Origin of the sequence: Staphylococcus caeli, assembly GCF_051413795.1 — a bacterium.
Classification (GTDB): Bacteria; Bacillota; Bacilli; order Staphylococcales; family Staphylococcaceae; genus Staphylococcus; species Staphylococcus caeli_A.
Genome location: NZ_JBOIRQ010000015.1, coordinates 1 through 24,266 on the forward strand (window position 1 = coordinate 1; position 24,266 = coordinate 24,266).

General features: G+C 34.1%; 25 protein-coding genes and 1 riboswitch. Of the genes, 19 read left to right on the forward strand and 6 right to left on the reverse strand.

What is annotated here, in order from left to right:
• Nucleotides 1–408 precede the first annotated feature (408 nt).
• The 6 genes from nfsA to ACSULM_RS08665 all read left to right on the forward strand — a co-directional run bounded on the left by nfsA (nucleotide 409) and on the right by ACSULM_RS08665 (nucleotide 5,047).
• Nucleotides 409–1,164 carry an oxygen-insensitive NADPH nitroreductase gene (gene nfsA / locus ACSULM_RS08640; RefSeq protein WP_436862140.1) on the forward strand — a complete coding sequence of 252 codons (756 nt, stop codon included), beginning with the start codon at nucleotides 409–411 and terminating at the stop codon, nucleotides 1,162–1,164.
• Nucleotides 1,165–1,252: 88 nt separating this feature from the next.
• Nucleotides 1,253–1,834 carry a hypothetical protein gene (locus tag ACSULM_RS08645; RefSeq protein ID WP_436862141.1) on the forward strand — a complete coding sequence of 194 codons (582 nt, stop codon included), beginning with the start codon at nucleotides 1,253–1,255 and terminating at the stop codon, nucleotides 1,832–1,834.
• Nucleotides 1,835–2,142: 308 nt separating this feature from the next.
• Nucleotides 2,143–3,177, forward strand: a complete 1,035-nt coding sequence (locus ACSULM_RS08650) for a PTS sugar transporter subunit IIC (protein ID WP_436862143.1) — start codon at nucleotides 2,143–2,145, stop codon at nucleotides 3,175–3,177.
• A 12-nt stretch (nucleotides 3,178–3,189) separates the two neighbouring features.
• Nucleotides 3,190–3,867 carry an L-serine ammonia-lyase, iron-sulfur-dependent subunit beta gene (gene sdaAB / locus ACSULM_RS08655; RefSeq protein WP_436862144.1) on the forward strand — a complete coding sequence of 226 codons (678 nt, stop codon included), beginning with the start codon at nucleotides 3,190–3,192 and terminating at the stop codon, nucleotides 3,865–3,867.
• Nucleotides 3,868–3,879: 12 nt separating this feature from the next.
• On the forward strand, nucleotides 3,880–4,770 hold the full coding sequence (sdaAA, locus tag ACSULM_RS08660; protein ID WP_436862146.1) for an L-serine ammonia-lyase, iron-sulfur-dependent, subunit alpha: 891 nt from the start codon (nucleotides 3,880–3,882) through the stop codon (nucleotides 4,768–4,770).
• 97 nt (nucleotides 4,771–4,867) lie between these two features.
• On the forward strand, nucleotides 4,868–5,047 hold the full coding sequence (locus ACSULM_RS08665; RefSeq protein ID WP_436855593.1) for a hypothetical protein: 180 nt from the start codon (nucleotides 4,868–4,870) through the stop codon (nucleotides 5,045–5,047).
• 96 nt (nucleotides 5,048–5,143) lie between these two features.
• Here the strand turns inward: ACSULM_RS08665 and ACSULM_RS08670 are convergent, their stop codons facing one another.
• The 4 genes from ACSULM_RS08670 to ACSULM_RS08685 form a co-directional block, all read right to left on the reverse strand.
• Nucleotides 5,144–6,523: an L-cystine transporter gene (locus ACSULM_RS08670; protein ID WP_436862148.1), complete on the reverse strand. Its 1,380-nt coding sequence runs from the start codon at nucleotides 6,521–6,523 to the stop codon at nucleotides 5,144–5,146.
• A 249-nt stretch (nucleotides 6,524–6,772) separates the two neighbouring features.
• Entirely contained in the window at nucleotides 6,773–7,777 is a 1,005-nt protein-coding gene (locus ACSULM_RS08675; protein WP_436862150.1) for a hypothetical protein, read from the reverse strand.
• 124 nt (nucleotides 7,778–7,901) lie between these two features.
• Complete coding sequence (locus tag ACSULM_RS08680; RefSeq protein ID WP_436862152.1) at nucleotides 7,902–8,564, reverse strand: hypothetical protein; 663 nt, start codon at nucleotides 8,562–8,564, stop codon at nucleotides 7,902–7,904.
• Nucleotides 8,565–8,690: 126 nt separating this feature from the next.
• Nucleotides 8,691–9,107, reverse strand: a complete 417-nt coding sequence (locus ACSULM_RS08685; protein WP_436862154.1) for a general stress protein — start codon at nucleotides 9,105–9,107, stop codon at nucleotides 8,691–8,693.
• A gap of 225 nt (nucleotides 9,108–9,332) precedes the next feature.
• A riboswitch (purine riboswitch) is annotated at nucleotides 9,333–9,435 on the forward strand.
• 244 nt (nucleotides 9,436–9,679) lie between these two features.
• On the opposite strand from ACSULM_RS08685, the gene xpt reads away from it, so the two are divergent.
• From xpt to ACSULM_RS08725, 8 genes are all read left to right on the forward strand, one after another.
• Entirely contained in the window at nucleotides 9,680–10,261 is a 582-nt protein-coding gene (gene xpt / locus ACSULM_RS08690; protein ID WP_436862156.1) for a xanthine phosphoribosyltransferase, read from the forward strand.
• Nucleotides 10,258–11,526: a xanthine permease PbuX gene (pbuX, locus tag ACSULM_RS08695; RefSeq protein ID WP_436862158.1), complete on the forward strand. Its 1,269-nt coding sequence runs from the start codon at nucleotides 10,258–10,260 to the stop codon at nucleotides 11,524–11,526. The genes xpt and pbuX overlap by 4 nt, the downstream gene beginning before the upstream one ends.
• A 37-nt stretch (nucleotides 11,527–11,563) precedes the next feature.
• Nucleotides 11,564–13,030, forward strand: coding sequence for an IMP dehydrogenase (gene guaB, locus ACSULM_RS08700; RefSeq protein WP_436855599.1), 1,467 nt, complete (start codon nucleotides 11,564–11,566; stop codon nucleotides 13,028–13,030).
• 22 nt (nucleotides 13,031–13,052) lie between these two features.
• The gene (guaA, locus tag ACSULM_RS08705) at nucleotides 13,053–14,594 is read left to right on the forward strand and encodes a glutamine-hydrolyzing GMP synthase (RefSeq protein ID WP_436862160.1); all 1,542 of its coding nucleotides are present in this window, start codon (nucleotides 13,053–13,055) and stop codon (nucleotides 14,592–14,594) included.
• Between the two features lie 109 nt (nucleotides 14,595–14,703).
• Nucleotides 14,704–15,360, forward strand: a complete 657-nt coding sequence (locus tag ACSULM_RS08710) for a hypothetical protein (protein WP_436862162.1) — start codon at nucleotides 14,704–14,706, stop codon at nucleotides 15,358–15,360.
• Nucleotides 15,361–15,389: 29 nt separating this feature from the next.
• Entirely contained in the window at nucleotides 15,390–15,608 is a 219-nt protein-coding gene (locus ACSULM_RS08715) for a hypothetical protein (protein ID WP_436862164.1), read from the forward strand.
• Nucleotides 15,609–16,381: 773 nt separating this feature from the next.
• Complete coding sequence (locus ACSULM_RS08720) at nucleotides 16,382–17,656, forward strand: dicarboxylate/amino acid:cation symporter (protein WP_436862166.1); 1,275 nt, start codon at nucleotides 16,382–16,384, stop codon at nucleotides 17,654–17,656.
• Nucleotides 17,657–17,792: 136 nt separating this feature from the next.
• Nucleotides 17,793–18,308, forward strand: a complete 516-nt coding sequence (locus ACSULM_RS08725; RefSeq protein WP_436862168.1) for a VOC family protein — start codon at nucleotides 17,793–17,795, stop codon at nucleotides 18,306–18,308.
• 24 nt (nucleotides 18,309–18,332) lie between these two features.
• On the opposite strand, the gene ACSULM_RS08730 is transcribed toward ACSULM_RS08725, so the two are convergent.
• The gene (locus ACSULM_RS08730; RefSeq protein WP_436862169.1) at nucleotides 18,333–18,542 is read right to left on the reverse strand and encodes a hypothetical protein; all 210 of its coding nucleotides are present in this window, start codon (nucleotides 18,540–18,542) and stop codon (nucleotides 18,333–18,335) included.
• A gap of 115 nt (nucleotides 18,543–18,657) precedes the next feature.
• Here ACSULM_RS08730 and ACSULM_RS08735 point away from each other — a divergent pair, with 115 nt between their 5' ends.
• The 5 genes from ACSULM_RS08735 to ACSULM_RS08755 all read left to right on the forward strand — a co-directional run bounded on the left by ACSULM_RS08735 (nucleotide 18,658) and on the right by ACSULM_RS08755 (nucleotide 21,952).
• Entirely contained in the window at nucleotides 18,658–18,867 is a 210-nt protein-coding gene (locus ACSULM_RS08735; protein ID WP_436862170.1) for a hypothetical protein, read from the forward strand.
• A gap of 54 nt (nucleotides 18,868–18,921) precedes the next feature.
• Nucleotides 18,922–19,080 (forward strand): hypothetical protein, encoded by a 159-nt coding sequence (locus ACSULM_RS08740; RefSeq protein WP_436862171.1) that lies wholly within the window; start codon nucleotides 18,922–18,924, stop codon nucleotides 19,078–19,080.
• 114 nt (nucleotides 19,081–19,194) lie between these two features.
• The gene (locus tag ACSULM_RS08745; protein ID WP_436862172.1) at nucleotides 19,195–19,638 is read left to right on the forward strand and encodes a VOC family protein; all 444 of its coding nucleotides are present in this window, start codon (nucleotides 19,195–19,197) and stop codon (nucleotides 19,636–19,638) included.
• 316 nt (nucleotides 19,639–19,954) lie between these two features.
• On the forward strand, nucleotides 19,955–20,155 hold the full coding sequence (gene cspD, locus ACSULM_RS08750; RefSeq protein WP_069995700.1) for a cold-shock protein CspD: 201 nt from the start codon (nucleotides 19,955–19,957) through the stop codon (nucleotides 20,153–20,155).
• A 174-nt stretch (nucleotides 20,156–20,329) separates the two neighbouring features.
• Nucleotides 20,330–21,952: a poly(glycerol-phosphate) alpha-glucosyltransferase gene (locus tag ACSULM_RS08755; RefSeq protein ID WP_436862173.1), complete on the forward strand. Its 1,623-nt coding sequence runs from the start codon at nucleotides 20,330–20,332 to the stop codon at nucleotides 21,950–21,952.
• Nucleotides 21,953–22,032: 80 nt separating this feature from the next.
• Here ACSULM_RS08755 and ACSULM_RS08760 read toward each other — a convergent pair whose 3' ends face one another.
• On the reverse strand, nucleotides 22,033–24,075 hold the full coding sequence (locus ACSULM_RS08760; RefSeq protein ID WP_436862175.1) for a Mur ligase family protein: 2,043 nt from the start codon (nucleotides 24,073–24,075) through the stop codon (nucleotides 22,033–22,035).
• Nucleotides 24,076–24,266 lie beyond the last annotated feature (191 nt).

Here is a 24,266-nt window from a genome sequence, read left to right on the forward strand (position 1 = left end):
GTGGTTATTAACATCTTACAATAGAGTGCCGTTTATGGGCATTTTTTTTATGAAATTTTAAGAGTGTTGCACTTAATATTACAATCCGTCAATAATAAAAGATATGTAGCACGCCACGCACCAAATAGCATGTATTGTTGCAACCTATGAGAGCATCATTAGTAACAAAGCTTGTGTTTCTACTATATGTATATCATTTCTTACTATCTAAGTATACCCGCATTTAAGTTTTTATATTAAAAGCGAGTCATTAATTTAATTTATTAAAAAGTAGTGACATTACTCAATAAATTTAAAATTATTTTCAAAAGATTTTAAGCATGTAAAAAAATGGGTAAAACATAAAGAAGGCATTAGCTATATGAATTTGTTAAGCTTGGGATACATATAGAAAGAGGAGCGGATAAGATGTCTGATTACGTGTACAATTTACTTAAAAAACACCATTCAGTTAGGAATTTTAAAAAGGAAGTTATTCCAGAAACACATATTAAACAACTTGTTGAAGCGGGGCAAAGTGCTTCTACTTCAAGTTATTTACAAACATATTCAATCATCGGCATTAATGATCCAGAAATTAAGATGCAATTGAAAGAAGTGTCAGGTCAGCCTTACGTAGTTGAAAATGGTTATCTTTTTGTCTTTATAATGGATTATTATAGACATGCGATTATAAATGAAAATGCTGAGCATGATATGGCAACATCATTCGAATCAGCGGAAGGTCTACTCGTCGGCACAATTGATGCGACATTAGCAGCTCAAAATATTCCTGCAACAGCTGAAGATATGGGGTACGGTATTGTTTATTTAGGCTCACTTAGAAATGATGTTGAAAGAGTGAGAGAGATTTTAGACTTACCTGAGCATACCTTCCCCTTATTTGGTATGGCGATGGGTATACCAGCAGACGATGAAAATGGTAGCCCCAAACCGCGTTTGCCGTTAGAACATGTATTCCATCAAAATCGTTATAATCACGACAAAGAAAGTCAACGACAATCTCTAGAGGCATTTGATAGAACAGTAAGTGATTATTATAGCAAGCGAACAAATGGTAAGCGTGAAGAAACATGGTCACAACAAATTGCTCAATTCATGAGCTCAAAACAAAGACTAGATATGTTAGAACAATTGAACAAAGCAGGTTTTATAAAAAAATAATGACCAGTTAATAATGGAAGTTGTTTTTCAATGAAGTTGTTCTAGTAAATTTGTCAAAATGGTTTGTGATAAAAAAGGGGGGAGTACGTTGAATATATTTGATAGAATGTTTAAAAAGAAAGTGAGTAAGTCAGAAAAGCATAATGACTACGATAATTATATTTATACATCAAATAGTCAACTTACCCCTGACGAGGCGCAAGCTTATTGGGAAAAAGTGGCACGTAAACTTATTGTTGGTGCGATTAATTCGGTAGATCACACTGCAGAACGTATCTTTATATTAGTGTCCTTTGACGACAGAGTACCGTCGATTGATATGTTTTTCCAAATGAATGGCCAAATAAGATTGTGGAATGACTTAGATAATGCAATGCACAAACGTGTGATTGCAAATAGTCTCGTCACACAGGCACCTAAGATGGTCAAGCAAGTGAATTGTGTATACAATCACGCTGGGTTAGCGCGCTTGGCCTATGCACAAGTACAGTATGAATTTGAAAGTGAAACTTGGTATTTGCATGATGTGATTCAAGGTAGCATTGAATCACAATTGGAAAAAGAGCCTGCATTTTTGAAATGGTTTGATGATGTGTCAAGATGTGTCGAAGGTCTTCCGTTAGATAGTAAACATAAAATTACTTGGGGGCCATTTAAACCAGAATATTAGTTAATGCTGTGATTATGAAATCATTTAACTAAATATAGGAAAGTATATGTAAAGATAATATAACAAACCTTCACTAAATCAGTATGAAATTGATTTAGTGAAGGTTTTTTTGTGGAATTTTCGAATTAAAGTGAAATGTCATAGATGATTTTTTAAATAGAAACTGAATTCATTATTTTGTGAATACATTCACAAAAAGTTCGAAAAAACCTAAATATTCATATTGTAAGAGTTTTCATAAAATCTTATTATGTAGTCGACAAAGATTTAAAAATGCAATTAAACGGAATAGAAAGAGGTTATATGAAATGGATATTATTTTAGGTGTGGGAACTTTATTAATTGTATTGCTAGCAATGACTTTATTTTTGAATTTTGCGCCTTATGGAAAAAAAGGATTGCAAGCTTTATCAGGCGCCGCTTGTGCTACGTTTCTGCCACAAGCATTTCTAAGTTACGCCATTGGTGGTGTATTTGATATTAAGTTTTTACAAGAAATAGGAGATCTGGCTGGGAGTTTAAGTGGGGTGGCGGTTGGATTTTTAACATGTTTGAAACTCGGGGTTTCTCCAGTATTTGCAGTGATTGTGGGACTCGTATTGCATGATTTTAAACTACTACCGGCATTTTTAGCAGCGTATATCATTTCGTTTGCAATTAAGTTTATCGAGAGAAAAGTACCAGAAGGTTTAGATTTGATTACGGTAATATTATTTGCACCTGCTGTAGCCTTTTTATTGGCAAGCATCATGAGTCCAGGAGTGATTGCTTTGTTGCAACAAATAGGTAGTGCAGTTACTGCGGTTGGTGACAATAATCCATATGTACTTGCTACAATACTAGGATTAATTATTCCAGTCACTGGTATGACGCCATTAAGTTCGATGGTATTGACCAGTTTATTAGGATTGACTGGTTTGCCAATGGCTATTGGTGCTTTGACACGCACTGGTAGCTCATTCGTGAATTTTATCATGTTCCGACAGTTAAAAATAGGTAATGCATCTAAGGCATTTGCGGTGGCAATTGAGCCATTAACGCAAATTGATATTATAGCAAAATATCCGCTCCAGCTTTATGGCACAAATGCAATAATTGGCGTTGTGAATGCATGTATAGTGACTTTTAGTGGGCTTGTTATTAATGTAACCGGTATGGCTACACCTATTGCTGGTGCGATTGTCTTATTCGGTTTCAATGAACCCGTACGTGCAGCAATAACGATCGTTACTGTATCGATTGTAAGCATACTGTTAAGCCTCGTTATAGGTAAGACGTTAAATAAATTTAACATGACTCGATTGAATTTTAATTTACCTCGTTTAAAAAAACATGCGAATTAAGGAGAGATATGTATGGCTAGAAAACAAGATTATCAGAGTGCCTTTGATGTAATTGGTCCAATTATGATGGGACCTTCGAGTTCACATACAGCAGGCGCCGTAAAAATTGGGAATGCAGCAAGAACAATATTACAAGCCAATCCTCAAAGCATCACTATACATTATTACGAATCTTTTGCTTCAACGCATAAAGGACATGGTACAGACTTGGCTGTTGTCGGTGGTGCAATGGGATACAATACTTTTGATGAGCGCATTAAGCATTCCATTGATATTGCGAAAGAGCAACAAATCCGTGTTGAAATTATTGAAGAAACAGGTACAAGTTTAGGCGAGCACCCTAATTGTGCACTCGTTAAGTTAGATGGCCCTAATCGTCATGTAGAAATAAATGGTATTTCTATTGGTGGTGGGACGATAAAAATTAAGAGTATTCATATCAATGGTTTGTGCATACTCATGAATCATGGTTTGCCAATACTCGTGATAGATGGAAAAGCGAATATAGCGACAATTAATCACTTAATTAATGATTTAATTGAACATGATATCGATATTAATGAGGAAATAAAAACTATAAATAAAGATAAATGTTTACTCGCGTTACATCTTAACAAGCAATTATCTGAAGCAATTTTAACTGAAATCAATGAAAAATATAATGACTTGAATTTTTCTTATATAAATTAGAGGAGGCGTCATATGTTTAATTCGATGCAAGAAATCATAGATTATGCAGTTGAACATGATACAACATTTTCAGAAATAATGATTCAAGAAGAAATGTCTTTGAAAGGCATTTCGAGAGATGAAGTGAGAGCACTTATGAAACAAAATGTTGATGTGATGAGAGATGCACTTGAAAAAGGTTTGTCAGGAGAAGGTGTGAAGAGTGTAACAGGATACACTGGGCAAGATGCGGTGAAATTAGCAAGATATAGTGAGACGGCACACCCACTCTCAGGTCATGAGATGGTAGAAGCATTAAAAGGTGCGATATCAACGAATGAAGTTAATGCTGCGATGGGAATTATTTGTGCGACACCTACAGCAGGATCTTCAGGCACAATTCCTGGTATTTTATTTAAATTAGAGAAAACACATGATTTGTCGATGAATCAGATGATTGATTTCCTATTTGCAGCAGCGTTATGTGGAAAGGTGATTGCTAATAATGCGAGTGTAGCTGGAGCCATTGGTGGCTGCCAAGCAGAGGTAGGATCTGCGTCAGCAATTGCTGCTGCTGCGGCTGTGGAAATTTTTGGTGGATCACCACAGGCAAGTGGACATGCGATGGCACTTGCTATCAGCAATTTGTTGGGGTTAGTGTGTGATCCGGTTGCTGGACTAGTAGAAATACCTTGTATTATGCGAAATGCAATAGGGTCTGGTAATGGCTTAATATCAGCGGATCTTGCATTAGCAGGTGTGGAAAGTAGAATTCCAGTGGATGAAGTGATCGAAGCAATGGATAAGGTTGGGCGTAATTTGCCTGCTTCATTAAGAGAGACTGGTATCGGTGGGCTTGCAGGGACACCAACTGGAGAAGAAATTAAGAGAAAAATATTTGGCTCATCTACAGTCGGTTCCTAGAACTTCTATGTTGTTGGTTTAATTTTTTAAACATTGTGAAAATTAAATTGAAAAAGTAAAGGTTTCCCACTAAACTGGATGTTAAGAGGTGGGAGCAATGTTACTTAAGCTGGGACTCATATTTTTAGCATTTATTATCAGTAGTATCCTAACATATTATTTAACAACTGAAGGCACATGGGTTAATTTATTATTTAAGTCGCTGTCTTTAAGTTTAATCATTGTATTCTTATTCAATTATATAAAATTTATGATAGATATTAAGCGTAAGGAATAGCAGAGATAGAAAATAAAAATAAAAAGTTGGCACACATGCTACATTTCTCATTAATTGAGAGTGTAGAAACGCATGTGTGCCAACTTTTATTTGTTGCTAATTTGTGATTTCAGCATATTCTTTTTCGTTGTAAACATCTTTATCTAAGTTGTTTGTTAATTTTGCTGTACCTGTACCAGCAAGCGCAGAATCATTGACATTAAGTGCGGTACGACCCATATCTATTAACGGTTCTACAGAAATTAAGACACCCGCTAGTGCTACCGGTAAGTTTAATGTTGATAGTACAATGATAGATGCGAATGTTGCTCCGCCACCAACGCCAGCAACACCAAAAGAACTAATAATTACAACGCCGATAACAGATAAGATGAATTGCCAATTAATTTCGACACCTGCAGCTGGTGCGACCATGATGGCTAACATTGCTGGATAAATACCGGCACAACCATTTTGTCCAATAGAGAGTCCGAATGATGCAGAGAAGTTAGCAATTCCATCTGGGACGCCTAATCTATTTTTTTGAGTTTGAACATTTAAAGGTAATGAACCTGCGCTCGAACGTGAAGTGAAAGCAAATAGTAACACTTCAGCAGTTTTTTTGACGAATGTCACAGGATTTAAACCAAGTCCAGAAACAATGATGAGGTGAATTACATACATTGTGATTAGTGCTGCATACGATGCAATGACAAATTTACCTAAAGTCCAGATTGCCCCAAAGTCACTTGTCGCAATAGTTGCAGTCATAATAGCTAAAATACCATAAGGTGTTAAACGTAATACGAACGTAACGATAGCCATTACTAAGTTGTACAATGCATCAATACCGCGTTTGAGCAGATGACCACTTTCAGGTTGTTTACGCATGACACGTAAGAATGCAAAGCCTATAAATGCCGCAAAGATAACAACCGCAATAGTAGAAGTTGTACGTTGTCCCGTGAAATCTAAGAACGGATTGCTAGGCAATAATTCTAATATTTGTTGTGGTAATGTATTTGCAGTCATATCTTTAGCTTGGCTCGCAATTTCACTACCTCTTGAACTTTCGGCACTACCTAAGTCAATAGAAGAAGCGTCTAAACCAAATAAAAGCGCTGAAATAATACCAATAATTGCTGATATAGCGACAGTACCTATTAGGAAAATGAAAATATAAATCCCGATTTTAGCGAATTTATCGCCGATTTTAATTTTAGTAAACGCTGAAACGATTGATATAAATATTAGTGGCATAACAATCATTTGTAGTAATGCAATATAACCATCACCTACGATGCTAAACCAATCAATCGTTTGCTTTGTAACCTTTGTATCCACACCATAAATTAAATGAATTGCGATACCATAAACGATACCAATCCCTAATGCAGAGAAGACGCGTTTCGGGAATGAAACGTGTTTTTTTGCCATTACATATAATCCGATGAGGAAGGCCACAAAAATAATAATGTTAAGAATAGTAAATAACATAAAAAAAGACCTACCTTTGCTTAATAATATTTTTAAATCCGATATGCATACTAAGGATATTAGTATTTGTGATAATATTCAAGTCTATGACTCAAAAAATTTGTGAAATTTAAATGACTTTATTTTCTGAAAATAACGAATGGAAACACTTTGATGAGAGGGGGAATCAAGAATAAAAAAACTGTCGCCAAGTCTATGACTTGTACGACAGTTAATGACTGCTACGCATGTATGTTATATATTCAAAAATTATAAATTAAATAAACGGGCGAAGAAACCTTTACGCTCTTCTTTCGGTGCTTCATTTGTTGTAGAAGCTGCGGTAGATTGCGCATAGTTCGGTGTTTCAGTTTGAGTACTTGGTTCAGTTACTTCATCTGCAATCGTCGTATCATTTGTTGCAGTTGTAGAAGCTTTGTTTGTTTCTACTTCAGTGTTGCCTTTATTTTCTGATATTGTATCTGTTTCGGTAGATACTTTATCAGTTGGTTGTTCACTAATTTGTGTAATTTCAGCTGCTTCAGTTTGTTTTTGTGATGTGTCATTGTCTGATGACTGACTAGAAAGATCATCATTAGTTGTTACAGTAGTTTGATTGTCAGATTGTGTTTGAGTTGTATTAGCCTTTGGAGTTGTTTCTGTAGAAGATTCTGTTAACGAATCTGCTGACTTCGTAGTTGTTTGTTGGCTTGTTTGAACGTGCGCCGTTTCAACATTAGATTTCGCTAATTCTGATTGTTCTTTTTGTGAATCTTGAATCACTGATTGTGTAGACTTAATTTCATCTGTTGACGATTGAATTGCTTTCAATGACTCAGTATTGGCGTCTAATTTTGTAGTGATTTGATTTTGCATTTCATGTAATTCTTGTTGTTGTTGATGAACTTGATTAATCATTTGACCTAACATATGACGTTCATCACGCATTTTTTGTATTTCAGAGCGTAAATCATCTATAAGTTTGGAAACATTTTGATCCGTAGGTAAGTGGTTACCGTCATCTTTGACTAATACTTGTAGAAAGTCTTTTTCTTTTTCTAATTCTTCGAAAGCTAAATCATAACTATTTGTTTGTTTAACTTTCTCTGCGATATCTTGGAAAAGTTCAATGTCCTCTTCTTGGAAATCTGTAGCTTCACGGCCACGGTATTCTGTTTTACTAAGTTGGTAACCGCGTTCTTCTAAATGTTGAACGATTTTACGGACTTGTTTTTCACTTAGCTCCACACGTTGTGCAAATTCTTTGGTTAACATAGAAATAAGTCCTTTCATTAATTGATTTATGTATACTGACGTTTGTCTTCGGTCAGTGAAACGTCAGTCTTACCTCTATGTTAGTTTAAACTGTTTTAACAGTGATTTCAAGTAGTGGTCGTCATCATTTTCGTAGGCCCATTTCTACGAGTAAAGGATAAATGATACTTCTAGAAATTCTATTAGCAAAGACATATTTAAGGATATAGTTTGATTTTATACTAGGTCCGTAAATATCTTTGGTGAGTTCGATATTAGATTTAATAAATAAATCCATTGGTCGACCGTCTGAATAACCTTGTAAACTAGGAGCTAAGTAGTCAATGTCGTATTGTTTTTCAAAGCCATGTTTATATAGAAATTGACGTCTTGTATCCAATATTGGTATTTGTGATTCTGAGATATCTTCAGGTTCTTTTGGTACTTCTAACATTATAAAATTAACGTCGTGTGCATGTAGTTGATTGGATAGTTTGTTAATTTCGTTTTGAATGCGATCGAGCGTTAGTGAGATAACCTCTTCATGATTTGTTGTAACGCTTGAGATTAAATAGATTAAAAAGGCGGAGTTCGTAGTAGCTTCATAATGTGCAGTTGCCAAACTTATGACCTCATCAGATGAGAGCCCTACTAAAAATATATAATCATCTTTTGTATGTTCATTTTTTAAAGACTGCCTGAAAATTTGAGCGTCTTCATTTAGTTTGATATCAAATTCACTATCGTATAACTTCAACGCAGCTCTAAATAACGGGTCGTCTATTGATGTTATCGTCTTGAATTCCATGAGTACACCCCCAAAATTATTGGTTTATTATAACATAGAAGCACAGTTTGTAAGCTTTTTTAAGATAAAGATATAAAAATGGACACCAACTACGCTAGTCAATGTCCATGATAATTAAGTTATTGTTTAAGATTTTGGCCCATCAGTTTCTTCCGCATAATGGCCACCTTTAGTGTTTGCTTCACTTTGATAAGCAGCGTTAGCTTGTTCCACCTCTTCATGTGATGAAGTGTCTTTAGTAGCTACTACGAGGAAGTTATCGTTTAAAATTTCTTTTTTGTAACGCTCTTTCTCGTCATCGGACAATTTATAATACGATAAGACTACTTCTTCGCCGTCTTCACCAGTCAATACTTTTGCCATTTTATCGCTAAATGAACCACTTGTAGAAGTTAAGTTTACTTCAGAATTGTGTAACTCATCCATGTGTAATTTTGTTTTGCTAATTACTGAGATTTCAGAGTCTTTGTAACCGTCTGCGCGTTTTGCATTGATTGCATCAATGATTTCTTCTTTGCTTTGTACAATAGTAAATTCTGACATTTAATGTTCCTCCGTTCGTTGATGTATTGATTATTATGTCTTTACCCTGTGCGATATTATATAAAACGAATATACATGTATTATATAATGAAGTTTAAGACAGTGACAAACGACATTTTGTTACCTTTGTGAGCATTGATATATTTCTAAATATAATTTTATTATAAATGTAAAGCGCTTACAGTCAATATGCATATTGAAAATAATGACAAAATTTGCTATCATCAGTTAATAATTTATCTAACTCATATAATCTAAAGGATACGGCTTTAGAAGTTTCTACCATGTCGCCATTAACGATATGACTATGGGTAACCAATACAATACTCTAGCAATTCAAGTTGAGTGTTTTAAAAATGGGACGACTATATCATTTTAGAACACGCTACACAAATAACCTTTAAAATAATTTTTTTACATTAAACAAGGGAAATGGATGTAAAAAAATTATCTTTAGCGGTAGCATTTGTAATTTGAAGCAACGCTGCTTTTAGTATTGCACGTTCACTCATAGATCCTGAAACTAAGTTAGTTTAGGATTTTTTTTGTACAAAAAATGAGGAGGTTTTCGAGTGGATTTGTTGAAACAGAAAGTAGAAGCAGATGGCGTAGTCATTGATGAAAAGATTTTAAAGGTGGATGGTTTTTTAAATCATCAGATCGATGCAAGGTTGATGCATGATGTCGGACAAACATTTTACGAGCAATTTAAGAATGAAGGTATCACTAAGATTTTGACGATTGAAGCATCAGGGATAGCGCCTGCAATTATGGCAGCGATGCACTTTGATGTACCATGTCTATTTGCCAAAAAAGCAAAACCAAGCACATTGAAGAAGGCAGTCTATCAAGCAGAGATCCATTCTTTCACTAAAAATGCAACGAGTACAGTGGTCGTATCGGATGAATTTTTAGATGAAAATGATCGCGTACTAATTATAGATGACTTTTTAGCAAATGGAGATGCATCTCTCGGATTAAATGAGATTGTGAAACAAGCTCAGGCGACAACAGTTGGTATTGGTATTGTTATAGAAAAAAGCTTCCAACCCGGTAGAGAACGTTTAGAAGAAGCAGGACTAACAGTTTCCTCATTATGTAAAGTCGCTTCTTTAAGTGGAAATAAAGTATCGTTTGTTGAGGACGAAGCATGAAGACATTTATCTTAAGTTTACAACACTTATTGGCAATGTATGCAGGGGCGATTCTCGTTCCTATTATTGTAGGTACTAGTTTAGATTTTACACCAGAACAAATCGCATTTTTAGTTACAGTTGATATATTCATGTGTGGTGTCGCAACCTTTTTACAAGTATGGAAAGGTACTGGAACAGGCCTTCCTATTGTATTAGGGTGTACGTTTACGGCAGTTGCACCAATGATATTGATTGGTCAGACGAAAGGCATAGGAGACCTTTATGGTTCATTATTCTTATCTGGTATCTTAGTAGTGATTATCGCACCGTTCTTTTCATATCTGGTTAAATTTTTCCCTCCTGTTGTGACAGGAAGTGTTGTAACGATTATAGGAATTAATTTGATGCCAGTCGCAATGAACTATTTAGCTGGTGGACAAGGTGATAAGCATTACGGAGATCCTAAAAATATCATTTTAGGTGTAATTACATTGATTGTAATCCTTGTGGTTCAACGCTTTACGGCTGGATTTTTAAAATCTATAGCAATCCTGATTGGACTCATAGTTGGGACTGTATTAGCAGGATTATTTGGAATTGTTGATGTGAATCAAGTTGGCACAGCACACTGGTTCTCTTTACCACAGCCATTTAGATTTTCAACGTTTAGCTTTGACTTCGGAGCGACATTAGTCTTCTTTATTGTGGCCTTAGTCAGTTTAATAGAATCTACAGGTGTGTACCATGCGTTAAGTGAAATTACAGGTAAAAAGTTAGAGCGAAAAGATTTTAGAAAAGGATATACAGCAGAAGGTATTGCCATTATTTTAGGGTCTATATTTAATGCATTTCCATACACGGCATATTCTCAAAATGTAGGCTTAGTGTCACTATCAGGTGCTAAAAAAAATAAAGTAATCTACGGTATGGTTATCTTATTAATTATTTGTGGCTGTATTCCGAAATTGGGTGCGCTAGCAAACATGATCCCGTTACCAGTATTAGGTGGCGCGATGATAGCAATGTTTGGCATGGTTATGGCATATGGTGTTAGTATATTAGGTAATATAGACTTTAAAAATCAAAATAATTTATTAGTTATTGCGGTATCAGTTGGACTAGGAACGGGTATAAGTGCAGTACCACAAGCATTTAAGGCATTAGGTGAGCAGTTTGCATGGCTAACGCAAAATGGTATTGTACTCGGCGCAATTTTAGCAATTATTTTGAATTTCTTTTTTAACGGCATTAAGCAGCAACAAGATACAGAGGTTATGAAATAATTAAAGTAGTAATACAAATTTTAGGAGGCTGTAAGCTATGTGGGAAAATAAATTTGAAAAAGAATCTTTAACTTTTGATGATGTGTTATTGTTACCAGCAGAATCAGATGTGTTACCGAAAGAAGTAGATTTAAGTGTGCAATTATCAGAGAATATCAAGTTGAATATTCCAGTTATTTCAGCAGGGATGGATACGGTAACTGAATCTAAAATGGCTATCGCAATGGCAAGACAGGGTGGTCTTGGTGTCATTCATAAAAATATGAACATTGAAGATCAAGCCGATGAAGTTCAAAAAGTAAAACGTTCAGAAAATGGCGTTATCTCTAATCCTTTCTTTTTAACTCCGGAAGAAAGTGTATTTGAAGCGGAAGCGTTAATGGGTAAATATAGAATTTCTGGTGTACCAATCGTTAATAATAAAGAAGATAGACAATTTGTTGGGATTATTACGAACCGTGACTTACGCTTTATCGAAGATTTTTCAATTAAAATTTCAGACGTTATGACGAAAGAAGATCTTGTGACAGCACCTGTTGGCACAACACTAGACGAAGCTGAAAAATTATTACAAAAACATAAGATTGAGAAGTTGCCATTAGTTGAAAATGGTCGTTTAGAAGGACTTATTACAATTAAAGATATTGAAAAAGTGCTTGAATTCCCAAATTCTGCTAAAGATGCGCATGGTCGTTTATTAGTAGGTGCTGCGATTGGTATTGCGAAAGATACAGATATCCGAGCTCAAAAATTAGTTGAAGCGGGCGTAGACGCATTAGTCATCGATACAGCACATGGTCATTCTAAAGGTGTTATAGAGCAAGTGAAACATATTAAAGCAACTTTCCCACAAGTTACACTTATCGCAGGTAACGTTGCTACAGCTTCTGGTACAAAGGCATTATATGAAGCGGGTGCAGACGTGGTTAAAGTAGGTATCGGACCTGGTTCTATTTGTACGACACGTGTCGTTGCAGGTGTAGGTGTACCACAAATCACAGCAGTTTATGATTGTGCAACAGAAGCACGTAAACATGGTAAATCAATTATTGCAGATGGTGGTATCAAGTTCTCTGGCGATATTATCAAAGCACTTGCTGCTGGTGGACATGCAGTAATGTTAGGAAGCTTGCTTGCTGGTACTGAAGAAAGTCCAGGCGCAACTGAAGTATTCCAAGGTAGACAGTACAAAGTATATAGAGGTATGGGTTCATTAGGCGCTATGGAAAGTGGTTCTAACGATCGTTATTTCCAAGAAGACAAAGCACCGAAAAAATTCGTTCCAGAAGGTATCGAAGGCCGTATCGCATATAAAGGACCATTACAAGATACAATTTATCAACTTATGGGCGGCGTAAGATCTGGTATGGGTTACACTGGTTCTAGAAACTTAGAAGTATTAAGAGAAGAAGCTCAATTTACACGCATGGGACCTGCAGGATTAGCAGAAAGCCATCCGCATGACGTACAAATTACTAAAGAATCACCAAACTATTCATTCTAAGTTAAAAGGAGATATTTAAATTATGGAAATGGCGAAAGAGCAAGAGCTCATACTTGTTTTAGACTTTGGTAGCCAATACAATCAATTAATCACACGACGTATTCGTGAAATGGGTGTTTACAGTGAACTGCATGATCACGAGATTAGTATTGAAGAAATTAAACAAATGAACCCTAAAGGTATTATTCTTTCTGGTGGTCCTAATTCAGTTTATGAAGAAGATTCTTTCACAATTGACCCAGAGATTTATAATTTAGGGATTCCGATTTTAGGTATTTGTTATGGTATGCAATTGACTACGAAACTATTAGGTGGAAAAGTAGAGCGTGCCAACGAACGTGAATATGGTAAAGCAATTATTAACGCGAAAACAGATGAACTCTTCTTTGGCTTACCAGAAGAACAAAATGTTTGGATGAGTCATTCAGATAAAGTTATCGAAATTCCAGAAGGATTCGAAGTAATTGCAGATAGTCCAAGTACAAACTATGCAGCAATCGAAGACAAAGCACGTCGTATTTACGGCGTACAATTCCATCCAGAAGTACGTCACACAGAATATGGTAATGATTTACTACGTAACTTTGTACGCCGTGTGTGTGATTGTACAGGTGAATGGTCTATGGAGAACTTTATTGAAATCGAAATCGAAAAAATTCGTAACCAAGTTGGAGATCGTAAAGTTCTTTGCGCGATGAGCGGTGGCGTTGACTCTTCTGTAGTTGCCGTATTATTACACAAAGCAATTGGTGATCAACTGACATGTATCTTTGTAGACCACGGCTTATTACGTAAAGGTGAAGGCGACATGGTTATGGAGCAGTTTGGTGAAGGGTTCAACATGAACATTATTCGTGTAGATGCGAAAGAACGTTTCATGAGTAAGCTTCAAGGTGTATCTGATCCAGAGCAAAAACGTAAAATCATCGGTAATGAATTTATCTATGTATTTGATGATGAAGCATCTAAATTACAAGGTGTAGACTTCTTAGCGCAAGGTACACTTTATACGGATGTTATTGAATCAGGTACGAAGACTGCCCAAACGATTAAATCACATCATAATGTGGGTGGTTTACCAGAAGACATGGAATTCCAATTAATCGAACCTATCAATACATTGTTTAAAGATGAAGTACGTGAATTAGGAATCGAGTTAGGTATTCCAGAACATTTAGTATGGAGACAACCGTTCCCGGGTCCAGGATTAGGTATCCGTGTACTTGGTGAAATCACAGAAGACAAACTTGAAATCGTACGTGAATCAGATGCAATTTTAAGACAGGTCATCCGTGAGGAAGGTCTTGAACGTGAGATTTGGCAATACTTTACAGTGTTACCAGGTATCCAATCGGTTGGTGTTATGGGAGACTACCGTACATACGACCACACTGTAGGTATCCGCGCAGTCACTTCAATTGACGGTATGACAAGTGACTTTGCACGCATCGATTGGGAAGTCTTACAGAAGATTTCTAGCCGTATTGTCAACGAAGTAGATCACGTAAACCGCGTTGTCTATGACATTACTTCTAAGCCCCCAAGTACAATTGAGTGGGAATAATAGTATAGAATGACGAAACCCCCTTAGGCATAGGCTTAAGGGGTTGTTTTTGTGGTTTTGGAAATATGTTAATGTAAAATTAATTAAATTTTTATGGGGGACGATTGTTATGAGGAAACTAATTTTTGCTACGCTAACAATGTGTTTATCGATTTTACTAGTAAGTTGTAGTAATGAGTCACCGGAAAATAAACAATCTGATGAAAAAAGTGAAAGTGCTGACAAGACGAGTACTTCTGATAAAGGAACGCCTGAAAAAAATAAAAACGACCATAAACAAAATGATCAACAGGCAAACCAAGAAAATGCAAATGCATCTAATCAAAAGACTGAACAATCAGCGAATGAAGAAAAAAGTATTTTAGATGATTTTAGTACTAATGAAATAGAGTATGCGCGTGTATGGAATCAACTAGGACCATTAAAGAATAATATGGACGGCATGAACTCATTGAATGTCAAACAAATACCAAAAGGATCAAAAGTAAATCCACAAGCGTCTGATAGTGCTGTATATAAAGAAGATGTAGTGAAATTAGAAGCGCCTATGCGTGCAGGTGGTTCAGTGACATATAGCAGCAATGGCGATGGAACGGTAAATGTATATAAAAATGTACCGTATGATTGGCGTGATGCAAACGTCGATGCCGATACGAAGTCAGCAACTACAAAAGCAATTGAAAAAAATATAGAGACAGTTACGATTAGCCCTGGAGATGATCAAACTATCGCAGATTTGGCTAAAAAAGTGAAATACAGTAATTAGACTGGAGATACAGAATAGGAGTGCTTAAATTGAGCATATTAAAAATAATAGTATTCGCTATATTGTTAATCTCATTTTGTATATTAATGTTTAAATCACTATATTATATATTTGTATGGTATAAATTGAAAAAGAAGAAAATTGATGAACAAACATATCAAAGATATATAGATAAAGAAGAGACCCCAATGCTTATCAATCTGGGTATAGTGGTAGCAGTTACAGTAATATTTAGTTTGATGGATTAGCTTAAAAATATAAAGCGTGAATTCTAAATCATTTGAAACAATATTTAGAGGTGAATTAAATTATGAAAGATAGGCTATTCAGTATCATGATATGCATTAATAGTTTTGCATTTTTCTTAATTTCGTTTTGTCATAACGACGATTATATATTAGCAATATTAGCGCTAAGTAATATTATAGTTTGGTGTATTGTATATAGTGATAATAAAAAAGAACGTAGTAAATACTGAGAGAAACTTGAAAGCGACAGGATAGCCAAAGAATAAAGCGACTACTTGTGTAATTTAGAGGTGTGAAAATTATAGAATAAATAGAAAATATGCCCATCTTAATGGTAAAGGTGGGCGTTCTTTATGTACGTCATTAAAATTTACACAAAATTGCAAATGTACTAATCATATTGTTCGATTTTCTCTGAAAAAGCTTTTTCAATATATTCATAATTATTCATTCATAGGAATGATAATAAGAAATCGCCTAAAAAATAAGTGTAATATAACAATAACGACGATTTTGTTCACAATTAAGAAAACGTTTTCTTTAGCCTAGACGAAAATGCTTCAAACCCTTGTCACAACTGGTTTTGTGAACGTTGAAATTTATAGATACAAAAACATAATTTTCTGATATAATAATCGAATGAAAGAAAAAATCATAAATAACTTATAAATGATGTAAAATTAATATATAAGTAGAATTTTGTTTATGATAAACTATATTTTGTGAAAAACTAGCATTTAATCATGCTAGCGTGAATAAGGGGATGAACGAGAGTGAAAGTTATCAAAAAAATAAACTTACCGACACAAATTATCATTGCATTGGTGCTAGGGGTAATTTTAGGGAGTATATTGCATGGCAATAAAGATGTAATTAACTACATACAACCCTTCGGAGATGTATTTATAAATTTAATTAAAATGTTAGTCGTACCGATCGTATTCTGTTCTTTAGCATTATCTATTTCAAATGTTGGCGACACTAAAACGATTGGACGCTATGGCGGAAAAACACTATTATACTTTGTTATTATGACAAGTTTTGCGATATTCATGGGATTAGTCTTTGGTAATTTATTTAAACCAGGTGTTGGCTTAAATCCTGATTTATTACCAAAAGGCGATATTTCAAAATATGAATCAACTGCAAAAGCAGCAGAACAATCTACATATGGTAACCATTTAATTGATACTGTTGTAAATATTATACCGACAAACGTCTTTGAAGCATTTGCTTCTGGAGAATTATTACCAGTCATTTTCTTCTCAGTATTTTTCGGATTAGCTTTAGCTGCTATTGGTCAAAAAGCAAAACCAGTTAAAGACTTTTTAGGTGGAACATTAGAAGCTGTATTCTGGATGATTGGTAAAGTATTATTATTAGCACCAATTGCAGTATTTGCTTTTATTACTACGACAATCATCACATTTGGATTATCGGCATTAATACCATTATTCAAATTATGTTTAACTGTTGTAATTGCAATGTTGTTCTTTATCTTTATTGTATTAGGTATTGTTTCAAGAGTTTGTGGTGTGAAGATTACACAAATTATGAAACTTTTAAAGAACGATTTAATGTTAGCGTTCTCAACTGCAAGTTCAGAGGCAGTATTACCGACAGTTATGAAAAAAATGGAACGTTTTGGTGTACCGAGAGATATCGCATCCTTCGTGTTGCCAACGGGTTATTCATTTAACCTTGATGGCGCAGCGATGTATCAGTCTATCGCGGCATTATTCGTTGCACAATTATACGGTGTTCATTTGAGTATTGGTGAACAAATTTTACTAATGATCACGCTGATGCTTACATCAAAAGGTATGGCCGGTGTACCAGGTGCTTCAATCGTTGTACTATTAACAACACTAGGTTCAGTTGGCTTGAACCCACAAGGACTTGCTTTGATTATCGGTGTAGATAGAATACTTGAAATGCTTAGAACATGTGTAAACGTATTAGGAAACTCTGTTGCGACAATCTTTATTGCGAAAACAGAAGGTGTTTATGACAAAAAGCAAGGCGAAGAGTATCTGAAATCAATTTAATTATTTTAAATCATACCCCTCTTATGGCTAACATAAGGGGGATTTTTGCGTCTTTAGAAAAGTTGGAAATCACAAATTGTTAAATTGAATTTCATGCGGGTATAGATATAGCACAAGATTATTTGGAGGAATGAAGATGAGTAATATTAGTGGAATTAACCATATTGGAATGACAGTTCCAAATATTGATGAGGCTTTTACGTTTTTGAAAAATGCATTTGGCGCAAAATATGCATATGACGGTTTAACATATGAGGATGAGCCTAGAAAGGGTCCAGAAGTAGAGCGTATGTTAGGACTATCACAAGGGGCAGCCATCGTTAAACAACGCATGATTGTCATTGGCAACGGACCAAATATTGAGATGTTTGAAATAGAGAGCGATAACAAAAAAGCACCGTTAGAATTAGAAGATAACGGCTATAATCATATTTCATTATTTGTGGAAGATACGGATTTAGCAATTGAGCAAGCAGTCAATGCAGGCGCTACGGCTTTATCCGAAAAACATGATAACTCTAGATATGAAGATACGGAAGGTAGCAGTAGTGTTTATGTGAAGTCCCCATGGAACAGTTTGATAGAGCTACAATCTATTCCTAATGGCTATTATTACCCGGAAAATAGTGAAAGTGAAGTATTTATTCCTTAATAATTGTAGTGGAATCGTTTTAGCTTATAAAACAGTGGTAATTAGAAGAATATAAAAACCTGTAGTCATAACGATATTCAAGAAAAGCATGAATCGAAATTGTTTGCCTGTCATGGGTTCTGTACCATGCTTGTCTGCGCGCTTATTGACTTTCTTTTGCGTGGATATCGTATTATTCCAAGAAGCAATACTGACAAAAAGAATACCGAGTAGTATTTTTAGAAACAGACTCATTTTAAGATACTCCAGTCCTTTAGAATAGATTATGTTGCATATAAGATAACACATATTTTAATTTTGGAGAAATGAAGGTAGAATAAAGTAATTTTAACATGGAGGAATAAGCAAGATGGCAATAACACTATTTAGTATTGTAATGATTATTAATCTAGTTGAGGCGCTTTATATAGCAGTAAAGATGTTCAAATTGAAACAAGCGGATGCACCTGACCGAGCATATAAACAAATGATTGATCGCTTGGCACCGTTTCTAATTATATCAATGGTGGTATCTATTTTGCTCATTATTATAGCTATAATGGTTAGTAAGATAGTATAATCATGATTCAAACTGATTTTTAAAATTATAGTTTAAATTAGGAGAATAGAAATCGTGAAACAAAAATTGAAGAAAACATTAAGTAAATACGTTGAAAATGGCAAGTTAGAAAATGGTTTATATAAAGTGTCCGACAAAATTAAAGCTAAAAAAGGCAAAGATTATTCTAAATATGTCAGCAAAGTAATGAACTTTTTAAGAAAAAAGGTTTAAATTTTCAGTGAATCCAAGAAATTATATTGCGTAACACTAGCATAAAATTACCACTATTTTGAGACTTATGTAATAATATTTATTGTAGTATAAAACAAATAATGAGGTGTTACAATGACTGAAATTTTTCCATATTTAAACTTTGAAAATACAAAAGAAGCATTAACATATTATGAAGAAGTATTTGGCGCAACGAATATTACACGTCTGCCTGTCGGTAAAGAGCAAGCTGCACAATTTAATATGAGTCCCGAAGATGCAGATAATGCAACAATGCATTCACAATTTGATATTGCGGGTACTACAATTCTTGCTTCTGACTCTTTTGGAAGAGCACAAAAAATTAATAACGGTATTTCACTTTTAATTGATTACGATGTTAATAATGTAGATGATGCTAAAGAAGTTGAAGCACTGTACGATCGTGTTAAAGATGCTGTTGACGTTGAAATGCCTTTAGAAGAACAATTCTGGGGCGGTAAAATGGGTGCATTTACAGATAAGTACAATGTGCGTTGGATGTTACATGGTCAAGACCACACAAAAAATGAAAATTAGAGATGGCAATTAAATAGCAAAATAAATCGGATAGTTAGCTATTCGATTTTTTAATGGATACGAAATGACTTATATATTTCTTATGAATAGATATTTAGCGAAAGTGTTGTTATCAATAATGTTGTAGGGCTATTGATTAAATATAAAGTTATTTGCGATTAGGGGTGTACAAACATATAACTACACGCTATAATAGGTATTAAGTAATTTAGTTCGTGAAATTGATTTGTAGTTTTATTCTTTTGAATTTACTCCTTTTGATTTTTTAAGACAGATTACAAATATTCGTGCAAAAGCACAAGTGGAGGAATTTAATATGAATAACGGTACAGTTAAATGGTTTAATGCAGAAAAAGGTTTCGGTTTCATCGAAGTTGACGGTGGAAACGACGTATTCGTACACTTCTCAGCAATCGCTCAAGAAGGCTACAAATCATTAGAAGAAGGACAAGCTGTTGAATTCGAAATCGTTGAAGGCGACCGCGGTCCTCAAGCAGCTAACGTTGTTAAATTATAATAACGGCTAAAAGACGAGTATAACTCGTCTTTTTTTTATGCCCAAAATTAAGTTCAACACTATTTTAAAAATTTTGAAGTAGTGATTAATATAAATATTTAATAAAATAAACATTGCTTTGAACGATATGTTTTTGGTACTTTATAATTATATATCCACAGTGGAGGTTATTTTATGCATATAGAGTCTAGAGTTAAATCATTAATTGAAAAAGTAGCGGAAAATACGCGTACTTTTGAATATGCATTTTTAAGTCTAGGAAAAGAAAATATCAAGGCGACAGTCAAATTATTGAAAAATGCGAAATATTTAGAGCGAGATATAGTAAAACAGTGTGAAAAATTCAGGAAAAAGACGGGCGTTCATCCAACTTGGATAAAGGTAGATATTGTGACAGAAACAGAGACTGTACTTTTTGATGATGTTGTTTGGGATATGGTCAATACACGCAGAAACTACATAGATTTTGGAATAGCTTTAAACAAATATTGGAATTTGGCATTTTTACCTGAAGAAATTAATGCGAATGCATTTATTAGACCTGACAAAAATGACAAATCGAGATTTATTTTTTCAGAAGAAAACATTAATAACTATTTAAAGAAATATACAAATCAGACTAAAAAATATACATATAATTTCTATCAAGGTAAGCAAGTTATTAAATTCTACACTCAAGGATTTATACATGATGGGGAAGCGGTATACACACTTGGCGATAAAGGATTAACGAAGAACTTACGAGAAGTGAATGATATTCACCAGGAAATTGATCGCTTGTTGGCAGGGAGTACTCAATTTTTAAAGAATATGATGAATGATAATGGCAAATATAATTATGGTTATTTCCCACATTTTGATAAAAACATTAGTTTCTATAACAACTTAAGACACGCTTCATCCACTTATGCTTTGATAGAAGGACTTCATTATCAGGGAAAAGATATTTCAGTTACCGAAAAAGCGTTGGACTATCTCATGAATCATTACTTATATGACGTTGATGGCGTAGGATATATTTACGACGATACGAATGGGGCTAATGAAATTAAACTTGGTCAAAATGCAGCATTTATATTTGCCATTTGTGAGTATTTGAAAGTAAATCCAGATAATACTTCTTATTTAAATGCAGCTCAAAAAGTAGCAAAAGGTATTTTGGCAATGATTAATCAAGAAACAGGTTCGACAGTGCATGTGTTGAATTATCCTGACTTATCTATAAAGGAGCAGCAACGTATCGTTTATTATGATGGCGAAGCGGCACTTGCTTTATTGAGACTTTATCAAATTGACGGCAATCATGAATGGCTGGATACAGTGAAATTGTTGTTTAAATACTTTATTGATCATGATTATTGGCAGTATCATGATCATTGGTTAGGATATTGTACAAATGAGTTAGTTCAAATAGAGCCAGCAGAAAAATATTATCGTTTTGGTATCCAAAATGTGAGTAGTTATTTAGATTATATGAAACAACGTGAAACGACATACCCAACATTTTTAGAAATGTTGATGGCAACGTATCACTTAGTTGAAAAGGCGAAAAATACGGGTTACGCACATATCGTAGACGAATTATTAGATGAAGCAAAGTTCATAGAAGTCATTCATATACGTGCTGATTATGAACGTACAGGGTTCTTTTATCCTGAAATTGCAATGTATTTTAAAAATCCTAAGAAGATATTGAATGCATTCTTTATTAAACACCATGGTTATCGTGTGAGAATTGATGATATTGAACATTATATTTCTGGTTATGTACAGTACCAAAAAGTATTTAATCGTTAAAAATTAAATCACTTTGCTAAAAAACAAAAATAGGACGAAGATGTTGAAATCGAAATTGATTGCGCATCTTCGCCCGTTTTTTATTTTATCTTACTTTTCAATTCATCAATTTCTGTATAAGAAGTAAATATAATAGTAGCTTTTTCACCACGGATAAATCCACTCTTATAATTTAAACCTAAAATAAAAGCATTGTTAAATCTGAATAAATCATATTTATAGTGTTTATAGATATTTAGCAAATCGTGCACTGTATAGCTTTGGCGCTCTTTAATTCTAAAACGTCCCGTTAAATTTGTAGAGATTGATTTATTTAAATTTAATGCTTGTGTTTTTTCTTGAATAAAGTATTTTCTATCTGAGAATGTCTTGAACAATTGATTTGAAAGTTCATATATTTCAGATGGATGTGGTGATGACGTCATGCTTTCTAGCAGTTCATATAATGTTACACGTTTCTCTGTATAATAGTGTTTATTATTTGTTGGCCACTCTTGCATTTCAACATTATAGTCATCTAACTTATCATCCATACATTTCAAATAATATAATAACGGGCCCATTCCCTCAATCGTCATAGAAGTTTGTGTATTATAACTCTCTAGTATTGTATTTGTTTTATTATCTACGATTACATAGCTTTTACCTAATTTAGACATAACGGCAAATAAATCATTTACGTGTTCATTTAAGGAAAATTGTTGTAATTCCATGGGAAGCTTTTTAGCAATTTCAGGAAAATCTGTGCCGCCACTGGAAGATTTTAACAATGTTAGAGAATCCTTATTGCATAAAAATTTTAAATCATGAAGTAATAAATCCTTATCAGGGTACCAGATAATGTGTTTGTGTTTTACTTTATTCACTACCGGACGCAAATCGTCGTCTAAACATAAGATATAATCTGCGTTTGATTGTGTGAGCACATCTACAAGTTCGTTGTGAATTTCTCGTGATTTATGGCCTAAGTCATTGATTTTTCCAATTGCGATAATTTTATTACCAGTGAAAAATTGTGTTTGACTATTAAATGCTGCGATTGCATTAAGCATAGCTGGCAAAGATGCATTGTGTGTATCATCGAGTAATGTGAGCGAATGGGTAGGCGTATGTACTGCTTTCATTGCTAATATTTTAGAAAATGGTTTGAATGATGCCAAATAATTTTTATTGATAGGAATCTTTAGTGTTTTCAATGCTGCAATGGCAGCCAATGAATTTGAAATCATACCTTCGCTGATGGTATTAACCTTATAAGTGGAGGTATCTTGAACATCATTCAACGAAAATTCAATATACCCTTTATGATATGAAATCTGTGCCACATTAATATCGGAATTGATTTTCTCAGATTTGCTATAAGACTGTACGTGCGCAGTTTGTTTCAAAGCTTCCTCTTTTAAATAATCTGCATACTGCGTGTCAGCATTTATAATCGCTGCACCATTTGAATTTAATCCTTTGAAAATACGCGCTTTTAATTCTGCGATTTGTTTAATAGAATTGATAGTTGAAAAATGTGCAGCACCAATACCTGTCACAATAGCAATATCCGGTTTCAGGTTTATTGCAGTATTTTCCTTATTGTTAATCGCATTAAGTGAGGTTTCGATGACTGCAAAATCAGGTTGCTGAATGAGTTTCAACATATTTGCGTAAATTGCGGCGCGAACATTATTATTACCACGGTTTTCTAAAACATGAAAGTTTTGTAATAAAGCGCTGATTAACAAGCGTGTAGAACTTTTCCCCATAGATCCTGTAATCGCGATGAGTGGGTTTTTATATTGATTTCTAATGTGTACAGCTAGCGTTTTTAAAGCTCTAACAGAATCAGTAACAATAATTTGTGGGATTTTATATTTCAAGTCATTGATATAATTTTCAGTAATAATTAATCCAATCTCACCATTATTTCTATCAATCAAATCATTTCCCTCGGGCGCGTTTTTATTACGGCCAAGTTCTTTCCACCAAGTTGTTTTATTAGGTGAAAAATAAGCAGTTTGTCTATTTTTCACAAATTTATATACCGTTTCAAAATCTTTTATCTCGTTGTTTTCATGTTCAGCACCATCTATTAACGTACCATCAATAATTTCTGCAATTTCTTTGATTTGCATGAGCTTATCCTCTCTACTTAATATTCAAATATTACTATACCCTACCACATTTTAAAGATTTAATAAAAGATGTAAAGCTGAATTTAATAATATATATTGTAATTTTATATTTGGTTTTAAATATTTTATTACTTGAATAAACCATATTATCATTGGCAATTGTAAAAAATTTTTATAAATTAACTAAAAAC